The following is a 19,308-nucleotide window of genomic DNA, read 5'->3' as shown; positions in this document are numbered from 1 at the left end:
TTAAGTTAAGTAACTGACGTTTATGAGCGTACATAAATAAAGAGGATAAAATAGTAATATTTATTACAAGTAATGCTTAGAGTGACTGTTAATATTCAATACTGTTAAATTTTTGCAGTTGCCTGCATTCTTGATAAGAAATCATAAACTTATCTAAGAGGCGCTTTTTGTCAGATAATGTTGAATTTTAGTCTTGAAATTTTACAAAAACAACAAAATCCTGGTGATTTGTCTTCTGAGATTAAATTGGCCATGCTGCAATTTTTAGAATTATTGGTAATGGGTAATAGGTTTTCACCCATTGCCCATTTATTTTTGTCCACAACTAACCTGGTGGATCATTTGAGATGTATTTAAATGTCTAGATCTGTGAGATCGAGTTTAGAACCATAGGTTTCAATAAATTCACGACGGGGTGCCACGCGATCGCCCATCAAAATTGTGAAAATGCGATCGGCTTCGGCTGCATCTTCAATTTCCACTTGCTTAAGGGTACGGGTTTCTGGGTTCATAGTAGTTTCCCAGAGTTGATCAGGCATCATTTCACCCAAACCTTTGAATCGCTGAATGGTGTAGTTGGCGTTTTCAGGAAACTCGTGTCGAATCAGGTTGTCTTTTTCGCGATCGCTGTAGCAATAATAATGATTGCGTCCTCGCTCTATTTTATAGAGTGGTGGGCAAGCGATGTAGACGTAGCCTTGTTCGATGAGTGCTCGTTGATAACGATAAAAGAAAGTTAACAACAAGGTGCGAATGTGTGCTCCATCCACATCAGCGTCAGTCATAATCACAATTCGGTGGTAGCGCAGTTGGGAAGCATCGAATTCTTCACCTTTGACACCCAAACCCAGGGCAGTGATTAGAGACTGGATTTCATTGTTTTTATAGATTTTAGCATCGTCAGTTTTTTCGATATTGAGGATTTTACCGCGCAAGGGGAGGATGGCTTGGAAGCGGCGATCGCGTCCTTGCTTGGCACTTCCACCTGCGGAGTCGCCTTCCACCAGGAAAATTTCTGATTCTTTAGGGTCTCTGGTACTGCAATCTGCTAATTTACCGGGTAGTGGCGAAGATTCCAAAACTGACTTACGGCGCACTAATTCTCGCGCGTGACGGGCAGCTTCTGCCGCTTTAAAGGCTTGGATGGCTTTATCTAAAATGGCATCGGCAATAGGGGGGCGAAATTCTAGATATTCGGTGAGAGCTTCTCCTACTAAAGAATCAACGATTCCCCGAACTTCGGTGTTACCAAGTTTAGTTTTAGTTTGCCCTTCAAATTCTGGATCTGGGACTTTGACAGAAATGACGCCAGTCAAGCCTTCGCGAACGTGTTCGCCACTGAGGTTAGGTTCGTTTTCTTTTATTTTGTTACGCTTGCGGGCGATCGCATTTAGAGTACGCGTCAGAACTGCCTTCAAACCTTCTAAGTGCGTACCGCCATCCACCGTGCGAATATTATTAGCAAAACCCAATACATTATCTGTATAGGCATCAGTACACCACTGCAATGACACTTCGACTTGAACGTTGTTACGTTCTCCCTGCACGTAAATAATTTCTTCATGCAGTGGTTGCTTATCGGCATTCATATAAGCAATATATTCGCGAATACCACCCTTGTATTCGTAGGTTTCTACTTTAGGCTGATCGCTTTTTAGTAATTCCAAGCGGTAGTCAGTAAAAGTAATTTTGACACCCGCATTGAGATACGCTAATTCCCGCAAACGGCTTGCTAAAGTAACATAGTCAAACTCAATACCAGTAGTAAAAATTTGGGTATCTGGTTTGAAATTGACAGAAGTGCCACTGCGATTCTCTTTGTAGGGTTTTGCTGTCAGTTCGGTGACGGGAACACCTCGTTCGTAACGCTGGGCATGAACCTTCTTATCTCGCCAAACCTTGACTTCTACCCACTCTGATAAAGCATTGACAACGGAAATACCAACCCCGTGCAGTCCTCCAGAAACTTTATAGCCGCCGCCGCCAAATTTACCCCCAGCGTGCAGTACGGTTAATACAGTTTCCAATGCCGATTTTCCTGTTTGTGGGTGAATATCAGTAGGAATACCTCGACCATCATCTGTTACAGTAACAGAACCGTCGGCGTTGAGATCCACCTCCACATGGGTACAGTATCCCGCCAAAGCCTCATCAATCGAGTTGTCCACCACCTCGTACACCAAATGGTGAAGTCCTCGCGGCCCTGTGGAACCAATATACATCCCCGGTCGTTTGCGGACGGGTTCCAGACCTTCCAGAACTTGAATCTGTTCGGCACTGTAACTACTCGTCATGTAAATTCTCCTGATAAGTGGGGGTGAAAATCGCCAAAAGGCGAAAAAGTCTAAAACACTCCAAGATTCTAACACAAAAGCCTTATAGGCGACTTTAGAGCAGTTTGATGAGAAATTCAAATAGGGGTTCCAACCCCTATGCAGAGAGTGGGGACAAGGGGACAACAAAGCAGAGGAGCTTCAGGGGCAGAGGAGAGGGGGAGAAAAATCAACCACTAACCACTAACCACTAACTACTGTACGGGCGGGTTTAAAAGAGAAATTGTCGGTTTGAGCCGAAAAACAATCAAAAAAACCGCTCCTACTAACCAATGACTAGTGACCAATGACCAATGACTAAATTAATTGTGATTTGTGGTGCAACAGCAACAGGTAAGTCGGGTTTAGCATTAACTATAGCAATGCAACTAGGTACTGTAATTCTGAGTGCAGATTCTCGTCAAGTATACAGAGAGTTTAATATTGGCACAGCTAAACCAACCGCAGCCGAACAGAAATTAGTACCCCACTATTTGATTGATATATGCGATCCCAAAGAAATTATGACGGTAGCAGATTATCAGGAGCGGGCGCAAGCATTAATATCAGGACAAGGGGACAGGGAGACGCGGGGACAAGAGGACAATGAGAATAATTCTCTCCCCCTCTCCCCCTCTCCCCCTCCCCCCCTTCTCTTAGTGGGTGGTACTGGCTTGTATATACGCTCGATTACGCAAGGAATGAAAATTCCCAGGGTAGCACCTCAAAAAGAATTGCGATCGCAACTCGAATCTCTGTGCCAAGTTCAGCTGTATGCCATGCTACAACAAGTTGACTCTGTTGCAGCCCAAAAAATTCATCCACATGATTCAGTCAGAACTTTAAGAGCATTAGAAGTCTTTTATGTTACTGGTCGTCCAATTTCTGAGCAACAAGGAGAAAATCCTCCCAAGTATCCAATTTTGCAAATTGGTTTAGATTGTGACTCCGCTCATCTCACCCGTCGCATAGCCCAGCGTAACGAACAGATGATGGCAGATGGCTTGGTAAGTGAAGTTGAGTATTTATGCCAAAAATATGGTGCCGACTTGCCTTTGCTTAACACTTTAGGATATCAAGAGATAAAACAATATTTAGTAGGAAATATTTCTTTGGATAAAGCTAAAGAATTAACAGTTTTGCATACGCGCCAATTTGCCAAACGGCAGTGTACTTGGTTTCGTGCCTACTCACAAATTGAGTGGTTTGACGTAGAAAGTCCAGATTTATTAGACAAAGTATGGCTGCGAATTTGGAAATTTATTAATAATTCTTAAAATGTCGAATTGTAAATATGAATAATCAAATCATGTTTTTATTGTGGATTTCTGCCATTATTAATATTTTATGTTTTATTATTGGCGGTTTAATTTTCCTTAAAAAAGACAATTATTACTATTTGTTCTTGAAAACATTAAAATTTTTGAATCTTCAAAAAAATCTCTATCTTGATTATCCTGCCTACTATTGGCATAAGAAGAGTCAATTTGAATTATTGCCTCGATCTGAATCTGAAATTATTATGTTGGGAGACAGTATCACGGATGAAGGTGAATGGATAGAGTTATTGGGAAATATCAATGTCAAAAATAGAGGTATTTCTGGTGATACGATAGAGAGAATATTATATCGCCTCAGTATAATTATATCATCACAGCCTAAACAAATATTCTTAATGATAGGAATTAATGATTTAATAAATAGCCGTAAATCCGTTACAGAGATTTTAGAAAGATATCAGGAAATTTTAAAAGAGTTTCAAGAAAAGACGCCATATACAGAAATTTTTATTCAAAGTGTGTTGCCTGTTAATAATAAAATTTATATATATTGGCAAGATAATAAAAATGTTATCAATCTTAACTTAGGGTTGCAAAAGCTTGCTCAAAACTTTCATTACCAGTATATAGATTTATTTTCTCAACTTTTAGATTCTGAAAACCAATTAAATGCGAAATATACAGTTGATGGTTTACATTTAAATGGTAGCGCATACTTAATTTGGAAGTCAGCAATTGAAAAATATGTAGCTGCTTCCGAAATACAAAAAAGCTGAAAATTTATATTTGTAATCTTACACTGATTTGATTAGCGCTTTATCTAAAAATTTTCTACAGTCCATCTGGATCTATTCCCATAGCACGCAGTCGTTCTGCTAGTAATTGAGCGTGTTGTTCTGCAATTTGCGCACGCTGTTCAGCCATCTCGGCACGTTGTTTTTGCTGTTCAGCACGTTGTTGAGCTACTTCAGCACGTTCATCTCCTGTTGGGAGAACACTACCATCTTGATAGCACCAGCGCAACCAAATATCCTGTCTGCTTTCAAATTCTCCCTGCCAGAGAGTTAACCCTAAACCAACTTGCTCTAACCAAGTTTCTAGTGTTTCAAAGTATCTCGCCCCCCGAAGTTCATAAATGCGTAACTGCTGCTCTCCTAATTGTCGAGTTGGATCATAGACTACGTAGTAACTAATCCGCATTTGTTCATAAATTCTCATTTTGCTTCCTAGTTCATCACTCTCTTTGTTGGAAACAATTTCGATTGCAACTTCTGGAGTTTTGCCAAATTCCCAAAGCATATAGCAACGGTTTTGCTTTTCCCACCAGTTCTCAGGCACTTGCACATTCAGACTCAAGAAGACGTCTGGCACAATAGGGGATTGTTTGTAAATGTAGTAGATGCCGACATTTGCTGCTGCTAAGAAAATCTGATTTTGTAAAGAACTATAAAGGGAGCTAACTAAGAGACGTTGTTGTTTTTCAGAAGCAAAATTATCCACTGGTGTGTCATCTTCAGTTACTAACCGATTAGCATCAGGTATATAGAAATTGTCATCATTGATTATAAGTTGCTCAACCATGAGTTTATTTACCTCTTGAGAGCTTGATTTTTACGTTAGTTGACTGAGTTCAAAACATCTGCATCTACACTATCATTTTTAAGATGACCATCTTCCATGTAGATAATGCGATCGCCTATATCTAAAATCCGGTTATCGTGGGTAACCATTAAGATAGTACAACCCTGTTCTTTTGCTAATTTGTGCATCAATTCCACTACATCTCGTCCAGATTTTTTATCGAGTGCAGCAGTTGGTTCATCTGCTAAAACAATTTTGGGATGACTTACTAAAGCACGAGCGATCGCTACTCGTTGTTTCTGTCCACCTGATAAGTTTTTGGCATAATAATTGACGTGATCACCTAAACCAACTTGTTCTAAAATAGCTGTGGCTTTGGCATCTAAATCTTCATCTAAAATTTCTTCATGAAGTTCTAACGACATTCGGACATTTTGCTTTGCTGTCAAAAATGTCATGAGGTTATGCGCCTGAAATATATAGCCAATCTGACGGCGAATTTCTGTTAATTGTCTCTTTTTAGCTCCACACATTTGTTGCCCTAGTATCTTCAAGCTACCTTCTTGTGCAGAACGTAAGCCACCCATTAAAGTTAATAATGTAGTTTTACCAGAGCCAGATGGCCCAGTTAAAATTACAATTTCTCCTCAATAAATATCTAAGTTGATATCAAATAATACTTGCTTACGCAGCGAACCTTGCCCAAAATAATGATTGAGATTTTGGATAGAAATAATGGGTTCCATATTGATTGTTAATTGTTATTTGTTAATTGTTGATAGTCGTTAACTATTAAATAGGTGGTTTTCCTCCTGCCTCCTGCCTTGAAAGAGGGTTTAGGGGTGTAGGGGAAAGAATCCTTTTCCATACTTGGTGGTGTACGAAGTTCATCGAGACTGCCTTCTACTTAGCCTCAAAACATATCTGCTGGATCGGCGGCTCTAAGTTTTCGCAGAGCGATTGCTCCCGAAGCGCTGCACATAATCATCGTCAACAGCAAGACAAAAATTGCACGATTGAGTTTCATGCCAATTGGTATTAATGTCGCAGCGTAGGTAATTTGGTAAAGCCCGACAGATAAAAGCACTCCAGGGATAAAGCCTAATGCCGCTAGTAATAAAGCTTCTTGCATGAGCATAGTCATGAGATAGCGATCGCTATATCCCATCGCTTTTAATGTGGCGTATTCTGGCAGGTGATCGGAAACGTCAGCGTAGAGAATCTGGTAAACAATCACAATCCCAACGATAAATCCTACCGCTGCTCCCATTCCGAAGATAAAACCAATCCCTTGATTACTCCAGTAATCTATTTCTGTTTGGGCAAATTCTTGAGGAGTTAATACTTTGACATCATTTGGCAAAGCTCTTGTGAGTTGCGATCGCACAGCTTGCACATCTGTACCTGGCTCCAAATTAATCAGCCCAACTTCAATTTGATTTGGCTTGCGTTCTGGAAATAGCTTGAGAAAAGTAGAATCGCTGCTGATAATGTTACCATCAGCACCAAAAGATACGCCTAGCTGAAATAAGCCTACCGTTTGTACAGTTTGACTATTTACTTCAGCTTCCACACTGCCATGTTGCTTTACTAAATCAGGGATAGCGCCGTATTCTGGGCGAGAAGCAAGATCAAATAGTACCCGATCCAGTAACTGAAGTTGCCCTAGATTTTTATTTACCTCTGGGTTATCAAATGGTGGGTTTGCCGGATCTATCCCCCATACTAAAATACTCCGAGTCATGCGAGTTTCAGGATTGCGCCACTGGGCAACGTTGATGTACAAAGGACGAACTGATTTAACGTCATCGTAAGCTAAGGTTTGCTGTAACCTTTCTCTAGGAAAGCTTTTGACAGAAATCAAAGATTGAAATTGGGGATTAATTAAAACTAAATCCGCTTGCAGATTTTGATGAGCTTGGGTTGCACTATCTAGCAGCGCGTCTAGTAGCCCCATCTGTACAAACATCAGCATATCCGCAAAAGCGATTCCCGCTAACGCCACTGCCAAGCGTGTTTTTTCTTTCTTTAGCTGGAGCCATGCCAACGGGGTGCGGCGAAATAGTTTGCGAAGCATGATAACACCTGTTTGACGAAATGAAAATTTATATCGAACGTTCGTTATTGATGCAGACATATTAAACATCTTGCAAAAATCGACATTGCGCTCTCCAGATGAACACAGATACACAGTGATGAATTATCTGTGTTTATCTGTGTCCATCTGTGGTTGAATTTTTTTAATAGACTTTTGTAAAAGGTTTAATTTGCGATCGCTCAAGTTGTACAAGATTAGAAGTCATAATTTCACCACAGCAAATCATTGAGAAATTGGTAAACACGTACAAAGTCAATCCTTGTCATTGCCAGCATGAACCGTACTTTTTCTCTATCCTGTTGAATTCCACCAGAGTAAATAATTTTGCAACCAGTAATAACTAAAGTTATCCAAGGATAGGTTCTGCGGAGCAGCCGAAACCAGATAAAGGAAGTTCTACAAGACTGAATTTTCATGTATTTCTTCCCTGGTTTTAGTCAATCGAGTGCTAACTTTTTGCGATTCAATGAGTATGAGAACTGCTGGCATAATTAAAAGCCAGAAACCAGAAATCGGCTCAATCACTATTCCAACCACAGAAAATCCTAAAAGATTCCAACCGAGAAAAGCTGGTGGGCTGCTTCCCTGAGCTTCTGCCCAACAACATAGCTGTCCTAAAATAAAAAGTAGTGGACTAATCATCATGAACCAAAAGGCATCTTCTCGGTCAAAATAAGGAGAAAGTGGATTAGGAGCAGTTGTATTGAATACCCCATTGCGAACTATCTCTGAAAGGGGTTCAGTAAAAAGACAGATACCAACTAGGATATGAATGATGCTAATGGTGATTAAAAGATATCCGCTGACTTTAAACATCTCAAACCTCCTTTGATAGATTGCAGATATATCAAACATTCGTTATAAATTACAGCAAAAAAACTTTACAACTCAATTGCTGTTTGCACCTGCAAGTTGGTGAGAGCAGTAACTTGCTTGCCATCTTCAGGGTTGAGGCGAATTCTCACTTCTACAACACGGCGATCTAAATTTTCTCCTGGTTGATTGCTGAAGACATTCTGTCTATTCACCTGCAAGCCAATTTCGGAAACTTTTCCCTGCAATTCTCCTGAAAATGCTTGACTGGTAATTACTGCTTGCTGCCCTAGTTTAATTTTGCCGATGTCAGTTTGATAAACTTCCGCCACTACTGCCATCTGCTGAGTTTGCCCCAAATCCGCAACGCCTACATCAGCAATTTTTTCTCCGGCTCGCGTGTGAATTTTGAGAATTTGCCCGGCGATCGGGGCGCGGATGTAAGCTTGTTCGAGATTAGTTTTTGCTTGTTGTAGTGCCGCTTTAGCATTGTCTACTTCTGCCTGGGCTGCCTGTACATCTACCGGGCGAACTTCAGCAATTTGGTTAAGAGTCGCTCTCGCAGAGTTTAATTCTTCTTGGCGAGATGTTTGAATGCGTCTAAGGTTTGCTCTGGCTTCGGCAAGTTGTTGCTGTCGCGATGATTGGATGCGTTTGAGGTTTGCTTGGGCTTCGTTAAATTGTTCCTGTGCAGTTTGTAAACTCAGGCGTTTGCTATCTCTCAATGATGCTGAAAGCGCACCTTCTTGATACAGTTTTTCGTGGCGTTGGTATTCCATAGTGGCATTTCGCAATTCTGCTGCTAACCGCGCGATCGCTGCTTGTTGGGCTTGAATTTCTGTCTTTTGTTCTGCTGCTAATCTGGCGATTGCTGCTTGTTGTGCCTCTATTTCTGTTTGTCTTTCGGCTTGCAAGCGGCTAATGTTTGCTTGTTGTGCCTGAATTTCTCCAGTTTTGGCTCCAGCTTTTACCTGTGCTAATTTTGCTTGAGCCACTTTTACCTGCTCTTTTGCCTGCACTACGCCATCTTGCAAGCGTTTTTGCGAATCCAAAATTGCTACTACCTGCCCCGCTTGTATATTATCGCCCTGTTTGACAAGTATTTTAGCCACGCGATCGCCATCCAATGCTAAAGGTGCAGACAGGCGAATCACTTCCCCTTCTGGCTCCAAACGCCCAAGGGCTGCAACTTTTCTTACTGGAGGCAGTGTTTCTGGGCTTGGAGACTCAGACTTACCAGCTAAGTCAAATCGAGAGATGCCATATAAAGCGATCGCTCCGGTAATTGCAGCAGCAGTTAATATCAAGCCAATAAGTCGCCTAGTTAAAGATTTTGAGATGGATTGTTCAGCCATATGTGTTGTTTACTTAAATTAGAAAAAGGGGGATGTATATCATTTATTTTTCCCATTCTCAGAACCTGCTTGAGCTTGAGTGTTGAGATAAGCTGTTAACATTTTTGCTAGCAGTTCACTCTGCTCGCGATAAGAAATAGCATCACCCTCAAACATTCGCGCCGAGATCAAGCCGTTGAGAAAACAATAAACAAAGTTAACTAACGCTTTGTCTTCAATTTCCAAATACTCTGTTAAAGCCTGTTTAGTATCTTTTGAGGCTTTCTTAATACTCGGATTCTTCAAAATTTCAGTTCGCTCTTGCTGCTGATAAAAGTCAAACATCAGCAAAGTTTGTTTAAAAAAATAGTCTTCATTCTTGGTTGCAAAATTCATTAAAGCTTCGATGCGCTCTGGTAAAGCTTTGGCATCTCTAGCCCCAGCTAGAAAGTTGAGAATATCTTGCTGTGTCAGTTCTTCGATTAACTGAAAAAACAAAGCTTCCTTGCTAGGAAAGTAATGATATAACGTACCTGTAGAAACACTGAGTCCTTGGGCTATCTCTCGCATAGTGATTGCGGCATAGCCCTTTTGGGCGAACAAGTCAAAGCATTTCATTAACAACTCTTTGCGGTATTGCTCATGATCAACTATCTTGGGCATTACAAAATTTATTTATATCGAACGGTAGTTATATTTTATCTTAATAGAGAGAAACAATTCTTTAGATTTTTTTATAGAGTATCTAAATCTATTCCCATCGCACGCAATCGTTCTGCTAGTAGTAGAGCGCGCCCTTCGGCTTGTTCGGCACGTTGTAGGGCTTGTTCCTTTTCCAAGCGTTCTTGATCAGCGCGTTCATCCCCAGTTGCTAACACAGTGCCATCTTGATAGCACCAACGCAACCACCCATCCTGCCTACCTTCAAATTCTCCTTGCCATAGAGTCAAACCGAATCCGAGTTGCTCTCACCAGGCTTGTTGTGTTTCAAAATAACGCCTTCCCCGAATTTCATAAACCCGCAGTACTTGCTCTCCTAATTGCTGGGTGGGATCGTAGACTAACTAGATATTATCCTTAAAGGTATAGAGGCGATCGCTATTGGATGTTAAATTAAACAGCACGTCTAAAGAAGCTTGGGTGTAATAAAAATATTCCTCGTACACCCCTACCGCCGCTACGAAAAATTAGAATATCTTCTTGCAACTATAAGAATTACCTATGCTTATCCAAGATACACAAAAACGTAATTGGCAACCCATTATTAAAGAATTCGAGGCTGTACTTGGCAAAAATGGTGTAGTACAACGCCGCGAAGAACTTATCACCTATGAATGCGATGGATTAACCAGCTATCGCCAGCGCCCAGCAGTGGCGGTATTACCCAGAACTACAGAACAAGTGGCGGCGGTAGTAAAGATATGCAATAAATATTCTGTCCCCTTTATTGCTCGTGGTTCTGGTACTGGTTTGTCGGGTGGTGCTTTGCCGATTGAAGATAGCGTTTTAATAGTTACTTCTTTAATGCGGCAAATACTTGATATAGATTTAGAAAATCAGCGTGTGATTGTTCAACCAGGGGTAATTAATAGTTGGGTAACACAAACTGTGAGTGGTGCTGGTTTTTATTATGCTCCTGATCCTTCTAGTCAAATTATCTGTTCTGTAGGTGGCAATGTTGCTGAAAACTCTGGGGGAGTACATTGTCTCAAATATGGTGTTACCACAAACCACGTATTGGGATTAAAAATAGTTACTCCTAAAGGCGACATCTTAGACTTGGGTGGAGAAATCCCCGAAATGCCTGGTTATGATTTGACGGGTATATTTGTTGGTTCGGAAGGTACGCTGGGGATTGCTACAGAAATTACGCTCCGAATTCTCAAAAGTGCAGAATCAATCTGTGTTTTACTGGCAGATTTTACAAGTATTGAAACGGCAGGAGCGAGTGTTTCTGACATCATCAGTGCGGGAATTATTCCTGGTGGGATGGAAATCATGGATAATCTCAGCATCAACGCCGTGGAAGATGTCACAGCCTTAAATTGTTATCCTCGCGATGCAGTCGCAATTCTGTTAGTAGAAATTGATGGTTTGGAAGTAGAAGTTGTGGCAAATAAACAAAGGGTAGCAGAGATTTGTAAACAGAATGGAGCACGTAATATTACATCTGCAAGCGATCCTGAACAACGACTGAAGCTATGGAAAGGACGCAAAGCAGCCTTTGCCGCCGCTGGGCATTTAAGCCCTGATTATTATGTACAAGATGGGGTAATTCCTCGTACTCAGTTACCCTATGTACTGCAAGAAATTGAGACATTAAGTCAGAAATATGGTTATCGTATCGCTAATGTGTTTCACGCCGGCGATGGCAATCTTCACCCGCTGGTTCTTTATGATAATTCTGTTCCAGGTGCATTAGAAACAGTGGAAGAATTAGGCGGAGAAATTCTTAAATTATGTGTAAAAGTTGGTGGCAGTATTTCTGGTGAGCATGGCATCGGTGCAGATAAAAAATGCTATATGCCAGAGATGTTCACAGCAGCAGATTTAGAAACTATGAAATGGGTACGGCAAGTGTTTAATCCTCAGGGTTTAGCGAATCCCGAAAAGATTTTCCCGACTCCGCGCACTTGTGGAGAAGCTGCAAGAGCTATGGGTGAGGCTGCTAAGAAGTTTGAAGCGATAGAAGGGATGGAGCGTTTTTAACAGCCTGATGGGAACAGGGAACTCTTAACAGGGAAATAAATATTTTGATCACGAGCGTTGTTGGCATTTGCCCGTGAGAGTCTAGCTTGGTGTGGAGGCAGTTCCTTTTTCATGCTTGGCGATGAAGTTTTGTCGTTGGAATTGCTTACTCTGACACCATTAAAAAATAATTGCGACAGATGAATTTACCGAACCCTGATACAGAAGGCTATTTCTAATCCAAAATCCAAGATGGTATGACTTGTTAAGGGAATTGCTTTACTGCACTTAGTTCTGTACTCTAAGAAAAGTAGCCTACCTTCCCTTGAAGCTGCACTCTGGACATCTACGCATCTACACAACAAGTGTGACAATTTCTACGTTTAGCTCCCTGATTGGGAATGTTATGTAGGACGATAGGCTCACTTAAACAATTACGTGTCCTTAAGTTATAACCTTATGAAGATTTATGAAATTTATCTACGTCATCAAATTTTGATAATTTTTTGTGCAAAGATTTTAAGACAATATTGAAAATCATTGATATGGCGTTTTGACTGAGCTGCAAATGTGGCATAGCTTTTAATTGGCAGGACTAATTAAACTTACCCCCATAGGTTTTACTAGCTTTCCAACTAGAAGCACACATTATTCAATTCAGCATCAATCAACGCTAAAAATACTTTGCCTTAGGCGCTAAAAAGTATCTACCACAACTTATATATATGTATGAGAGAGCGCCTAGTAGACTCAGCTACCATACCCCAGGGACTCTCGCATGAATATTAATCCATCTGAATCTACCACAGAGTTGGCACAGCCGTCTTGTCATCATTTTCAGATCAATACAGATATAGAAAATAAGAATCATCAGCAGTTTCTTTGCAACATTTGCAATTGTGTGCAGGCATCTGTATTTGTGATTGATGTTCTGGAGGATGGTAACTTTCGGTATTTAGGGATCAATCCAACTCATGAGCGTTGGATAGGCATGAGTTCAGAGGAACTGCAAGGTAAAGCACTGGAGGAGGTGCTTTCACCAATAGATGCGGCGAAGGCGCGTCAGCACTATGCAGATTGCGTACGCTTTGGTAAAACTATTTCCTACGAAGAATGCTTGGAATTTCAAGGAATTCCTACATGGTGGAGTACAACTTTGACTCCTTTATGGGATGAAAGTTCACGTATTTACCGCTTGATTGGCACTAGTACTAATATTAGCGATGCCTCACGGCAAGCCGCTACGCGTCTACGCAAACAATCAGAAGAAGCACTCCGCCGTCATAGCGAGCGGGAAAAGCTATTAGGAACAATCACCAAAGGGATTCGCGACTCTTTAGATTTTGATGCCATGCTCAATCAGATAGTCACGGAGCTACGGCGATTTTTGATGAGCGATCGCGTGTTGATTTATTGCTTCCAGAATGATAGTAATGGAGTCATAATTGCAGAATCTACAATTGCTTCCAGTAGTCCGCTGGTGGGGATCAATCTTCAAGTTAGCTGTTTTATTGAAAGATACTTAGAGTCCTACAAGCGTGGTTGTATTCAAATTGTTGAGGATATATATGCAGCAGGATTGCATCCTTGTCAAATTGATGTTCTGGCTTCTTTGCAAGTAAGAGCTAATTTAGTAGTGCCAATTATGTTTCAGCAAGATTTATGGGGATTATTAATTGCCCAGCACTGCTGTGAACCACGACAATGGCAGCAAACAGAAATCGATTTGTTAGAGCAATTAGCAACTCAAATTGGAATTGCCGCCCAACAAGCAAAATTGTATCGGCAAGTACAAGCTTTGCAAGCTCAGTTGAAATTGCAACAGCAAACTCTACAAGTTCAAGGCTTGATGCAACGCTTGAATGAGCAAATTCGTGACAATCTGGATATAGATCGAATTTTAGAAACAGCTACACAGGAGTTGGGACGAATATTGCAAGCTGATCGCTGCCAAATTGAACTATATAATGCTAGTAAAACCCTGGCGACTGTTGCCCAGGAATACACCACCACTCCTCCTTTGTGCCAAGGAGCAGTTAGAGTGATTGAAGATTTTCCAGAACTGTATCAGCCACTGTTGCAAAAACAATCCTTGCAATTTGGGAAAATTATGCGGGATTGGAATCCAAGGTTAGTTGTAATCACACAGTTAGCTTGTCCAATTTTTGATATACAAGGACTAACGGGAAATATCTGGCTGACTAGGGCAACAGAAAAAGAGTTTGAGGCATGGGAAGTGAATTTGGTGCAGCAAATCGCAAATCAATGTGCGATCGCTATTTGTCAATCTCGTCTTTGCCAACAAGCTAAGACACGGTTAACAGACATTGAAACCCTCGAAAATCTCAAACACGAATTCCTCAGAACCCTTTCTCATGAACTGCGAACACCAATTACAAGCATTTGCCTTGCTGTTCAAACACTAGATAGCATCATCAAACAAGAAAATATATTAGATACAGAGCTAGTATCGCAGCTTTTACAGATTCTCCAAAGTGAGTGTGGGCGAGAAAGCAAATTGATTAATGATCTGTTGACGCTTACATATCTAGAAGCCGAAATCGAACCTTTAACTTTAATCGCAATCGATTTACAATCCTGGCTTCCTCCTATTGTTGAATCCTTTCGAGAACTTACCGCCTGCCACCAACAAAACTTAATTTTGGATATCACTGGTGAGCTTCCTCCCCTAGAAACTGATATTACAGACTTAGAACGTATTATCACAGAACTGTTAAATAACGCCTGCAAATATACGCCTGCTGGTGGTTCTATTATTATTTCTGCTTCTGCTGTAGGGGATACCGTACAGATTAGCGTTACTAATTATGGCATTGGAATAGCAACCAACGAACTTTCACGCATTTTTGAGCCTTTTTACCGGATTCCCCAGAATGAGCCGTGGAAACACACAGGTGCAGGAATGGGATTGGCATTAGTACAGAAGCTGGTAAAACATTTAAAAGCTTCAATTTGTGTAGAAAGTCAAGAAGCTTTTACTACTTTCACTCTCAGTTTACCCAGAGAAATTAAAGTATCATAAATAATTGTCTAGTAAATATACTGTTAATTATAGTGTAAATTATAGACTTAGTTACGAGTCAGCAACTATAAAGGATGCTGAATAGATTTATACATTGTATTTGATGATGTAGCAGTCTGATTTCAGATCTCAAACTAGCAAACCAATTAAAAATTAGTAATTAGCAATTGTCTACACATGGAAAATATTAATTTTTCCCCTTTATCTCAAGTATCTAAAACCCAATTTGACTGCAAATTTATAACTAAGCAGCACATTTTGTCTGTAGCAGTTACCATAACAGTTTTTAATTTCGCAGGGCAAGCATTGGCACTGCAACGAGGAGATAGCAGTTCGGAAGTTAGCAACCTTCAAAGATGTTTACAAAGCTTAGGGTACTTTCAAGGGCCGATCAATGGTAATTTTGGTGTATTGACTGAAGAGGCTGTCAAAAACTTTCAGCGAGCAAATAACATAGGTACGACAGGAAAAGTAGGGTTGCAAACTCAACAAGCCTTACAATATGTGTGCCAAAATGGACAGTCTCGTCAAAGCTATACTTTCACTAATACTGGTGATCGCTTTACCTCTTATCTTAGTGAAGGTGATGCTGGGCCAGAGGTGTCAGAATTGCAAAGAAAATTACAACAATTGGGCTATTTTCGGGGAAATCCTACTGGCTATTTTGGTAGTACAACTACAAATGCTGTAATTCTTTTCCAGCAACATAACCAACTCACGCCTAGTGGTGTTGCCGACGCACAAACCTTGGCAAAAATATCCAGAACAATGGGAATTTCTAATTCTGGTTGTTCAATAAATAACGGTTATATATGTCTGGGTGAGAAGAGTTCGAGAGTATCAGCGGTGCAACAACGTCTACGCCAGCTAGGATTTTTTACAGATCAGATTACAGGTTATTATGGTGCGACAACAAAAAATGCCGTGGCGCAATTCCAGCGAGATGCTGGGATGTATTCAACTGGAAACGTAGATTTTTCAACTTGGCAAAGATTAGGATTAAGTACAAATAACCCCACTGTAATTCAAAATCCTACGCCTGCGAATCGGAATCGGTATGTAGTCATCGTGCCAATTCGTAGGGCTGATACTCTTCCTAGAGTGCGTCATTACATTCCCAAAGCTTTTGTAGCTAAATCTAAATTGGGAAATTATGTAAATGCTGGAACATTTCGCGATCGCTCTGAAGCAGAAAAGCATTCTCAATTTTTACGTGAACTCGGTTTTGATGCTCGCGTAGAATATTTCCAATAAAAGTTTGAGTTCTACCAATTTTGGATTTTGGATTAGAAATAGCCTTCTGTATCAGGGTTCGGTAAATTCATCTGTCGCAATTATTTTTTTAATGGTGTTAGAGTAAGCAATTCCAACGACAAAACTTCATCGCCAAGCATGAAAAAGGAACTACCTCCACACCAAGCTAGACTCTCACGGGCAAATGCCCACAACGCTCGTGATCAAAATATTTATTTCCCGGTTCCCTATTCCCTATTCTCTGTTCTCTGCTATACATAGGCGAGTTGTTCGCTTTTGTAACGAAAAAACCTTAATCACCTGTTTGGGTGAAGTTTTCTCATAGCTAATTTTCCTAAATGAATATACTACTTGTAGAGTAAAAATCGAGAATCTATTTTGTGCAATTTGACCGAGGGGAGGGTCGGATTATGCTGATGAGATGGTACAATGAACCACCAAGTTGGGAGCAACAAGAAGACTTGATTGTAGTAACTTCTGGAGCTAATACAGATTTTTGGCGTAGATCTGATTGCGGTTATATCCGTGATAATGGTAATTTCTACTATCAAGAAGTTAAGGGAGATTTTACTGCACGAGTCAAAATTAGCAATCAGTATCAAAATTTACACGGTCAAGCAGGACTCATGATTAGAGTCGATGAGAAAACTTGGTTGAAATCTAACATTGAATTTGTAGACGGGATGCATTTTGTGAGTACAGTAATCACAAACGAGGAATCCAATTGGTCAGTTGTGCCATTATTAGATAAATCTCCTTCATTGTGGTTGTGTTTACACCGCAGAGGTAACAGCATAGAGGTGCAATATTCACTAGATGAAGAAAGTTACACTATTCTCACCACAGCACACTTAACTGAAGAGGAAGCAGTGCAGGTAGGATTAGTATGTGCATCTCCGGAAAATGAAGGCTGTCAAATAACGTTTCAAAATTTTCAGATTGAAGCAATAAAAGAGTAAACAGGTTAGGAGAAACTGTCTTAAAAACAGAGCAAGGGAGAGTAAGAGAGAATTTTTCTGTTTATCTGTTCTCCCTATTTTCTATGCCTTTACTTCCCATGCTGCTTGAAAAAAATCTCGCTCACACAACATGGCATAACGGTAAGTCGAATCAATCAAGGTAGAAGCAGTTGCGTAGCGTTCAACTAAACTTTCTAATTCCTGTGCCAATGACTGAAAATCACCGCCACTGTAAGCACGAATCCAGTCTGCATACTGATGATTGGGAATACCATCTTGAGCTAATTCTTCTCCTAAAAAGGCATAAAGACGCATACAAGGAGACATCGCCGCAGCAGTTAAGCCTACATCTTTTCCCCAAGCAGTAGCTAACAAAAAGTCTGTATAACGACGGGTAGCGGCTCCTATTTCCACAGAATGCAAATTAACATTCCACTTAGCTGCGTAGCTTTCATGTAGCCATAGTTCTTGCAGCACACCTCCAGCTAAATAATGAAATGTATTAAAACCTTGCCAGTCTGGAGCTTTAGCAGCAGCGATACTGTAGGCACGGGCAAAGGCTTCTAGAAAAAATGCATCTTGTCCTACATAATAAGCAAATTTATAGGTTGCTAGAGTACCATTTGCAATACCTTGGACAAAGGGATGTACTAGACAAGCTTGTGCTAGTTCTTGATTTGCTTCCCACAATTGGTTAGAAATAGTCATTAGTTAGTGGTTAGTAGTTAGTGGTGAGCCAGCACTGCGAAGAGAAGTCGGAGCGGCGGCTTCCGCCGTAAGCGAAGCTCCTCCGGAGGAGGCTCTGAACTTCGGGGAGGATAACACGAGCGCAGGTGACTGGCATAGACGCCCGGTAGACAGGCGTAGCCTGGCTTCTCGGAGAGTAGGCGGCTTCTCGTAGAGTACCCGGAGAGTTAATAGGGGCGGGTTTGATAAATAATTTTTCACTGAAACCAACAATCTATCTTCTCAACCCGCCCGTACAGTAATTAATTGTCTCCTTGTCTTCCCCTCCCCGCGTCTTTGCGTCTCCGTGTCTTTCCATCCTCCACTCTCCCCCTCTTCCTAAAAGGGTGTTAACTGAAGAAACAGTGAAGTAATTCCTCCCAAAAAGTCCATAAAATTTGGTTTACCACGATCTACTTGGGCTGTTTGGGGTGTTTGCAGTTCTTTCATAAAAGCTTGTGCGGTTTGTATGCCCTCGCTATTTTTTTGGCTGGTAAATAATTTTTCGGCAGTCTGGGCGTCTTGAAAAGCGCCTTGTCTGTCAAATAGTTGGTAGCGGGCAACACCGCGAGCTAGGTAAACGATAGCATAGTCTGGTTTGATAGCGATCGCTTGCTCAAAATAATCGATGGCTTGTTGGTGGTTACCTTTTTGTGCTTCAGCGACACCCCAAGCATAGAAATCTTCTGATTTGGCAATTTGTAATGGTACGCCCAAGGCACCTTGTAAATTAGCGCTACTGAGATTCACACCAGTCATTTCTGCATTTACTAAATAAGTACTTCTCAAATCTGTACCCACTAGAGTCGCCCCATTCAACTTTGCTCCACTTAAATTGGCACCAAATAATCCTGCACCGCTTAAGTTGGTGCTACTTAAGTCAGCACCACTGAGGTTTGCACGGCTGAGGTTTGCACCTGCAAGATTAGCTCCTCTCAAATTCGCATTACTCAAGTCAGCCATTACTAAACCAGCACCACTGAGATCACAATCACGACATTGTTTGTTTGCTAGCAACTGCCTGATATGTTCTGAGTTTGCAGCTACAGCTGTTTGTATAGTGCTGATTGTAGTTAGAACTGCGGCTATAGCTATAATTTTGTTTTCCATAATCGGTGTAGTAATATCTGCGCTTTCTACTTAAGAATTAACTTACTTGTAGACACATTTATACCTCAAGTTGATTTTTCTGGCATCAATTTTTGAGGCACTACTGCTCA

Annotated in this window: 15 protein-coding genes and 2 pseudogenes; 6 read left to right on the top strand and 11 right to left on the bottom strand. The window is 40.9% G+C overall.

Features of this window, described 5'->3' with window-relative positions:
• Window positions 1-353: 353 nt before the first annotated feature.
• Window positions 354-2,294 carry a DNA topoisomerase (ATP-hydrolyzing) subunit B gene (gene gyrB, locus U2718_RS31685; protein WP_341993982.1) on the bottom strand — a complete coding sequence of 647 codons (1,941 nt, stop codon included), beginning with the start codon at window positions 2,292-2,294 and terminating at the stop codon, window positions 354-356.
• A gap of 332 nt (window positions 2,295-2,626) precedes the next feature.
• Here gyrB and miaA point away from each other — a divergent pair, with 332 nt between their 5' ends.
• Window positions 2,627-3,589 carry a tRNA (adenosine(37)-N6)-dimethylallyltransferase MiaA gene (miaA, locus tag U2718_RS31680; RefSeq protein ID WP_341993983.1) on the top strand — a complete coding sequence of 321 codons (963 nt, stop codon included), beginning with the start codon at window positions 2,627-2,629 and terminating at the stop codon, window positions 3,587-3,589.
• A gap of 17 nt (window positions 3,590-3,606) precedes the next feature.
• Entirely contained in the window at window positions 3,607-4,368 is a 762-nt protein-coding gene (locus tag U2718_RS31675; protein ID WP_341993984.1) for a GDSL-type esterase/lipase family protein, read from the top strand.
• A 55-nt stretch (window positions 4,369-4,423) separates the two neighbouring features.
• Here U2718_RS31675 and U2718_RS31670 read toward each other — a convergent pair whose 3' ends face one another.
• The 8 genes and pseudogenes from U2718_RS31670 to U2718_RS31635 form a co-directional block, all read right to left on the bottom strand.
• Window positions 4,424-5,173, bottom strand: coding sequence for a Uma2 family endonuclease (locus U2718_RS31670; RefSeq protein ID WP_341993985.1), 750 nt, complete (start codon window positions 5,171-5,173; stop codon window positions 4,424-4,426).
• 35 nt (window positions 5,174-5,208) lie between these two features.
• A pseudogene (locus U2718_RS31665) lies at window positions 5,209-5,919 on the bottom strand (DevA family ABC transporter ATP-binding protein).
• 167 nt (window positions 5,920-6,086) lie between these two features.
• Window positions 6,087-7,250 carry an ABC transporter permease DevC gene (gene devC, locus U2718_RS31660; RefSeq protein ID WP_341993986.1) on the bottom strand — a complete coding sequence of 388 codons (1,164 nt, stop codon included), beginning with the start codon at window positions 7,248-7,250 and terminating at the stop codon, window positions 6,087-6,089.
• Window positions 7,251-7,480: 230 nt separating this feature from the next.
• Window positions 7,481-7,687, bottom strand: coding sequence for a hypothetical protein (locus U2718_RS31655; protein ID WP_341993987.1), 207 nt, complete (start codon window positions 7,685-7,687; stop codon window positions 7,481-7,483).
• Entirely contained in the window at window positions 7,668-8,087 is a 420-nt protein-coding gene (locus U2718_RS31650) for a DUF6463 family protein (RefSeq protein WP_341993988.1), read from the bottom strand. The genes U2718_RS31655 and U2718_RS31650 overlap by 20 nt, the downstream gene beginning before the upstream one ends.
• Before the next feature lie 65 nt (window positions 8,088-8,152).
• Entirely contained in the window at window positions 8,153-9,439 is a 1,287-nt protein-coding gene (locus tag U2718_RS31645; RefSeq protein WP_341993989.1) for an ABC exporter membrane fusion protein, read from the bottom strand.
• Between the two features lie 39 nt (window positions 9,440-9,478).
• A complete protein-coding gene (locus U2718_RS31640; protein WP_341993990.1) occupies window positions 9,479-10,081 on the bottom strand; it encodes a TetR/AcrR family transcriptional regulator in 603 nt (200 codons plus the stop codon).
• Between the two features lie 71 nt (window positions 10,082-10,152).
• Window positions 10,153-10,482: pseudogene (locus U2718_RS31635) on the bottom strand (Uma2 family endonuclease); the annotation flags it as partial.
• A 157-nt stretch (window positions 10,483-10,639) separates the two neighbouring features.
• Between U2718_RS31635 and glcD the strand changes: the two are divergent.
• From glcD to U2718_RS31615, 4 genes are all read left to right on the top strand, one after another.
• Window positions 10,640-12,127 carry a glycolate oxidase subunit GlcD gene (glcD, locus tag U2718_RS31630; RefSeq protein ID WP_341993991.1) on the top strand — a complete coding sequence of 496 codons (1,488 nt, stop codon included), beginning with the start codon at window positions 10,640-10,642 and terminating at the stop codon, window positions 12,125-12,127.
• Between the two features lie 757 nt (window positions 12,128-12,884).
• Window positions 12,885-15,149, top strand: coding sequence for a GAF domain-containing protein (locus U2718_RS31625; RefSeq protein WP_341993992.1), 2,265 nt, complete (start codon window positions 12,885-12,887; stop codon window positions 15,147-15,149).
• A gap of 258 nt (window positions 15,150-15,407) precedes the next feature.
• Window positions 15,408-16,403 (top strand): peptidoglycan-binding protein, encoded by a 996-nt coding sequence (locus U2718_RS31620; protein ID WP_341993993.1) that lies wholly within the window; start codon window positions 15,408-15,410, stop codon window positions 16,401-16,403.
• 410 nt (window positions 16,404-16,813) lie between these two features.
• Window positions 16,814-17,362, top strand: coding sequence for a DUF1349 domain-containing protein (locus U2718_RS31615; protein WP_341993994.1), 549 nt, complete (start codon window positions 16,814-16,816; stop codon window positions 17,360-17,362).
• Window positions 17,363-17,443: 81 nt separating this feature from the next.
• Here the strand turns inward: U2718_RS31615 and U2718_RS31610 are convergent, their stop codons facing one another.
• Both U2718_RS31610 and U2718_RS31605 read right to left on the bottom strand, forming a co-directional pair.
• Window positions 17,444-18,070, bottom strand: coding sequence for a TenA family protein (locus U2718_RS31610; RefSeq protein WP_341993995.1), 627 nt, complete (start codon window positions 18,068-18,070; stop codon window positions 17,444-17,446).
• 357 nt (window positions 18,071-18,427) lie between these two features.
• Window positions 18,428-19,198, bottom strand: coding sequence for a pentapeptide repeat-containing protein (locus U2718_RS31605; RefSeq protein ID WP_341993996.1), 771 nt, complete (start codon window positions 19,196-19,198; stop codon window positions 18,428-18,430).
• Window positions 19,199-19,308: the final 110 nt, after the last annotated feature.

Origin of the sequence: Chlorogloeopsis sp. ULAP02 (assembly GCF_038404745.2) — a bacterium.
Lineage (GTDB): Bacteria > Cyanobacteriota > Cyanobacteriia > Cyanobacteriales > Nostocaceae > Chlorogloeopsis.
This window is presented reverse-complemented; position numbering and strand designations above follow the sequence as displayed.

Coding starts and splice junctions, on each gene's coding strand:
- gyrB (WP_341993982.1), bottom strand. CDS start 2,294: ATGACGAGTAGTTACAGTGCCGAACAGATTCAAGTTCTGGAAGGTCTG.
- miaA (WP_341993983.1), top strand. CDS start 2,627: ATGACTAAATTAATTGTGATTTGTGGTGCAACAGCAACAGGTAAGTCG.
- U2718_RS31675 (WP_341993984.1), top strand. CDS start 3,607: ATGAATAATCAAATCATGTTTTTATTGTGGATTTCTGCCATTATTAAT.
- U2718_RS31670 (WP_341993985.1), bottom strand. CDS start 5,173: ATGGTTGAGCAACTTATAATCAATGATGACAATTTCTATATACCTGAT.
- devC (WP_341993986.1), bottom strand. CDS start 7,250: ATGCTTCGCAAACTATTTCGCCGCACCCCGTTGGCATGGCTCCAGCTA.
- U2718_RS31655 (WP_341993987.1), bottom strand. CDS start 7,687: ATGAAAATTCAGTCTTGTAGAACTTCCTTTATCTGGTTTCGGCTGCTC.
- U2718_RS31650 (WP_341993988.1), bottom strand. CDS start 8,087: ATGTTTAAAGTCAGCGGATATCTTTTAATCACCATTAGCATCATTCAT.
- U2718_RS31645 (WP_341993989.1), bottom strand. CDS start 9,439: ATGGCTGAACAATCCATCTCAAAATCTTTAACTAGGCGACTTATTGGC.
- U2718_RS31640 (WP_341993990.1), bottom strand. CDS start 10,081: ATGCCCAAGATAGTTGATCATGAGCAATACCGCAAAGAGTTGTTAATG.
- glcD (WP_341993991.1), top strand. CDS start 10,640: ATGCTTATCCAAGATACACAAAAACGTAATTGGCAACCCATTATTAAA.
- U2718_RS31625 (WP_341993992.1), top strand. CDS start 12,885: ATGAATATTAATCCATCTGAATCTACCACAGAGTTGGCACAGCCGTCT.
- U2718_RS31615 (WP_341993994.1), top strand. CDS start 16,814: ATGCTGATGAGATGGTACAATGAACCACCAAGTTGGGAGCAACAAGAA.
- U2718_RS31610 (WP_341993995.1), bottom strand. CDS start 18,070: ATGACTATTTCTAACCAATTGTGGGAAGCAAATCAAGAACTAGCACAA.
- U2718_RS31605 (WP_341993996.1), bottom strand. CDS start 19,198: ATGGAAAACAAAATTATAGCTATAGCCGCAGTTCTAACTACAATCAGC.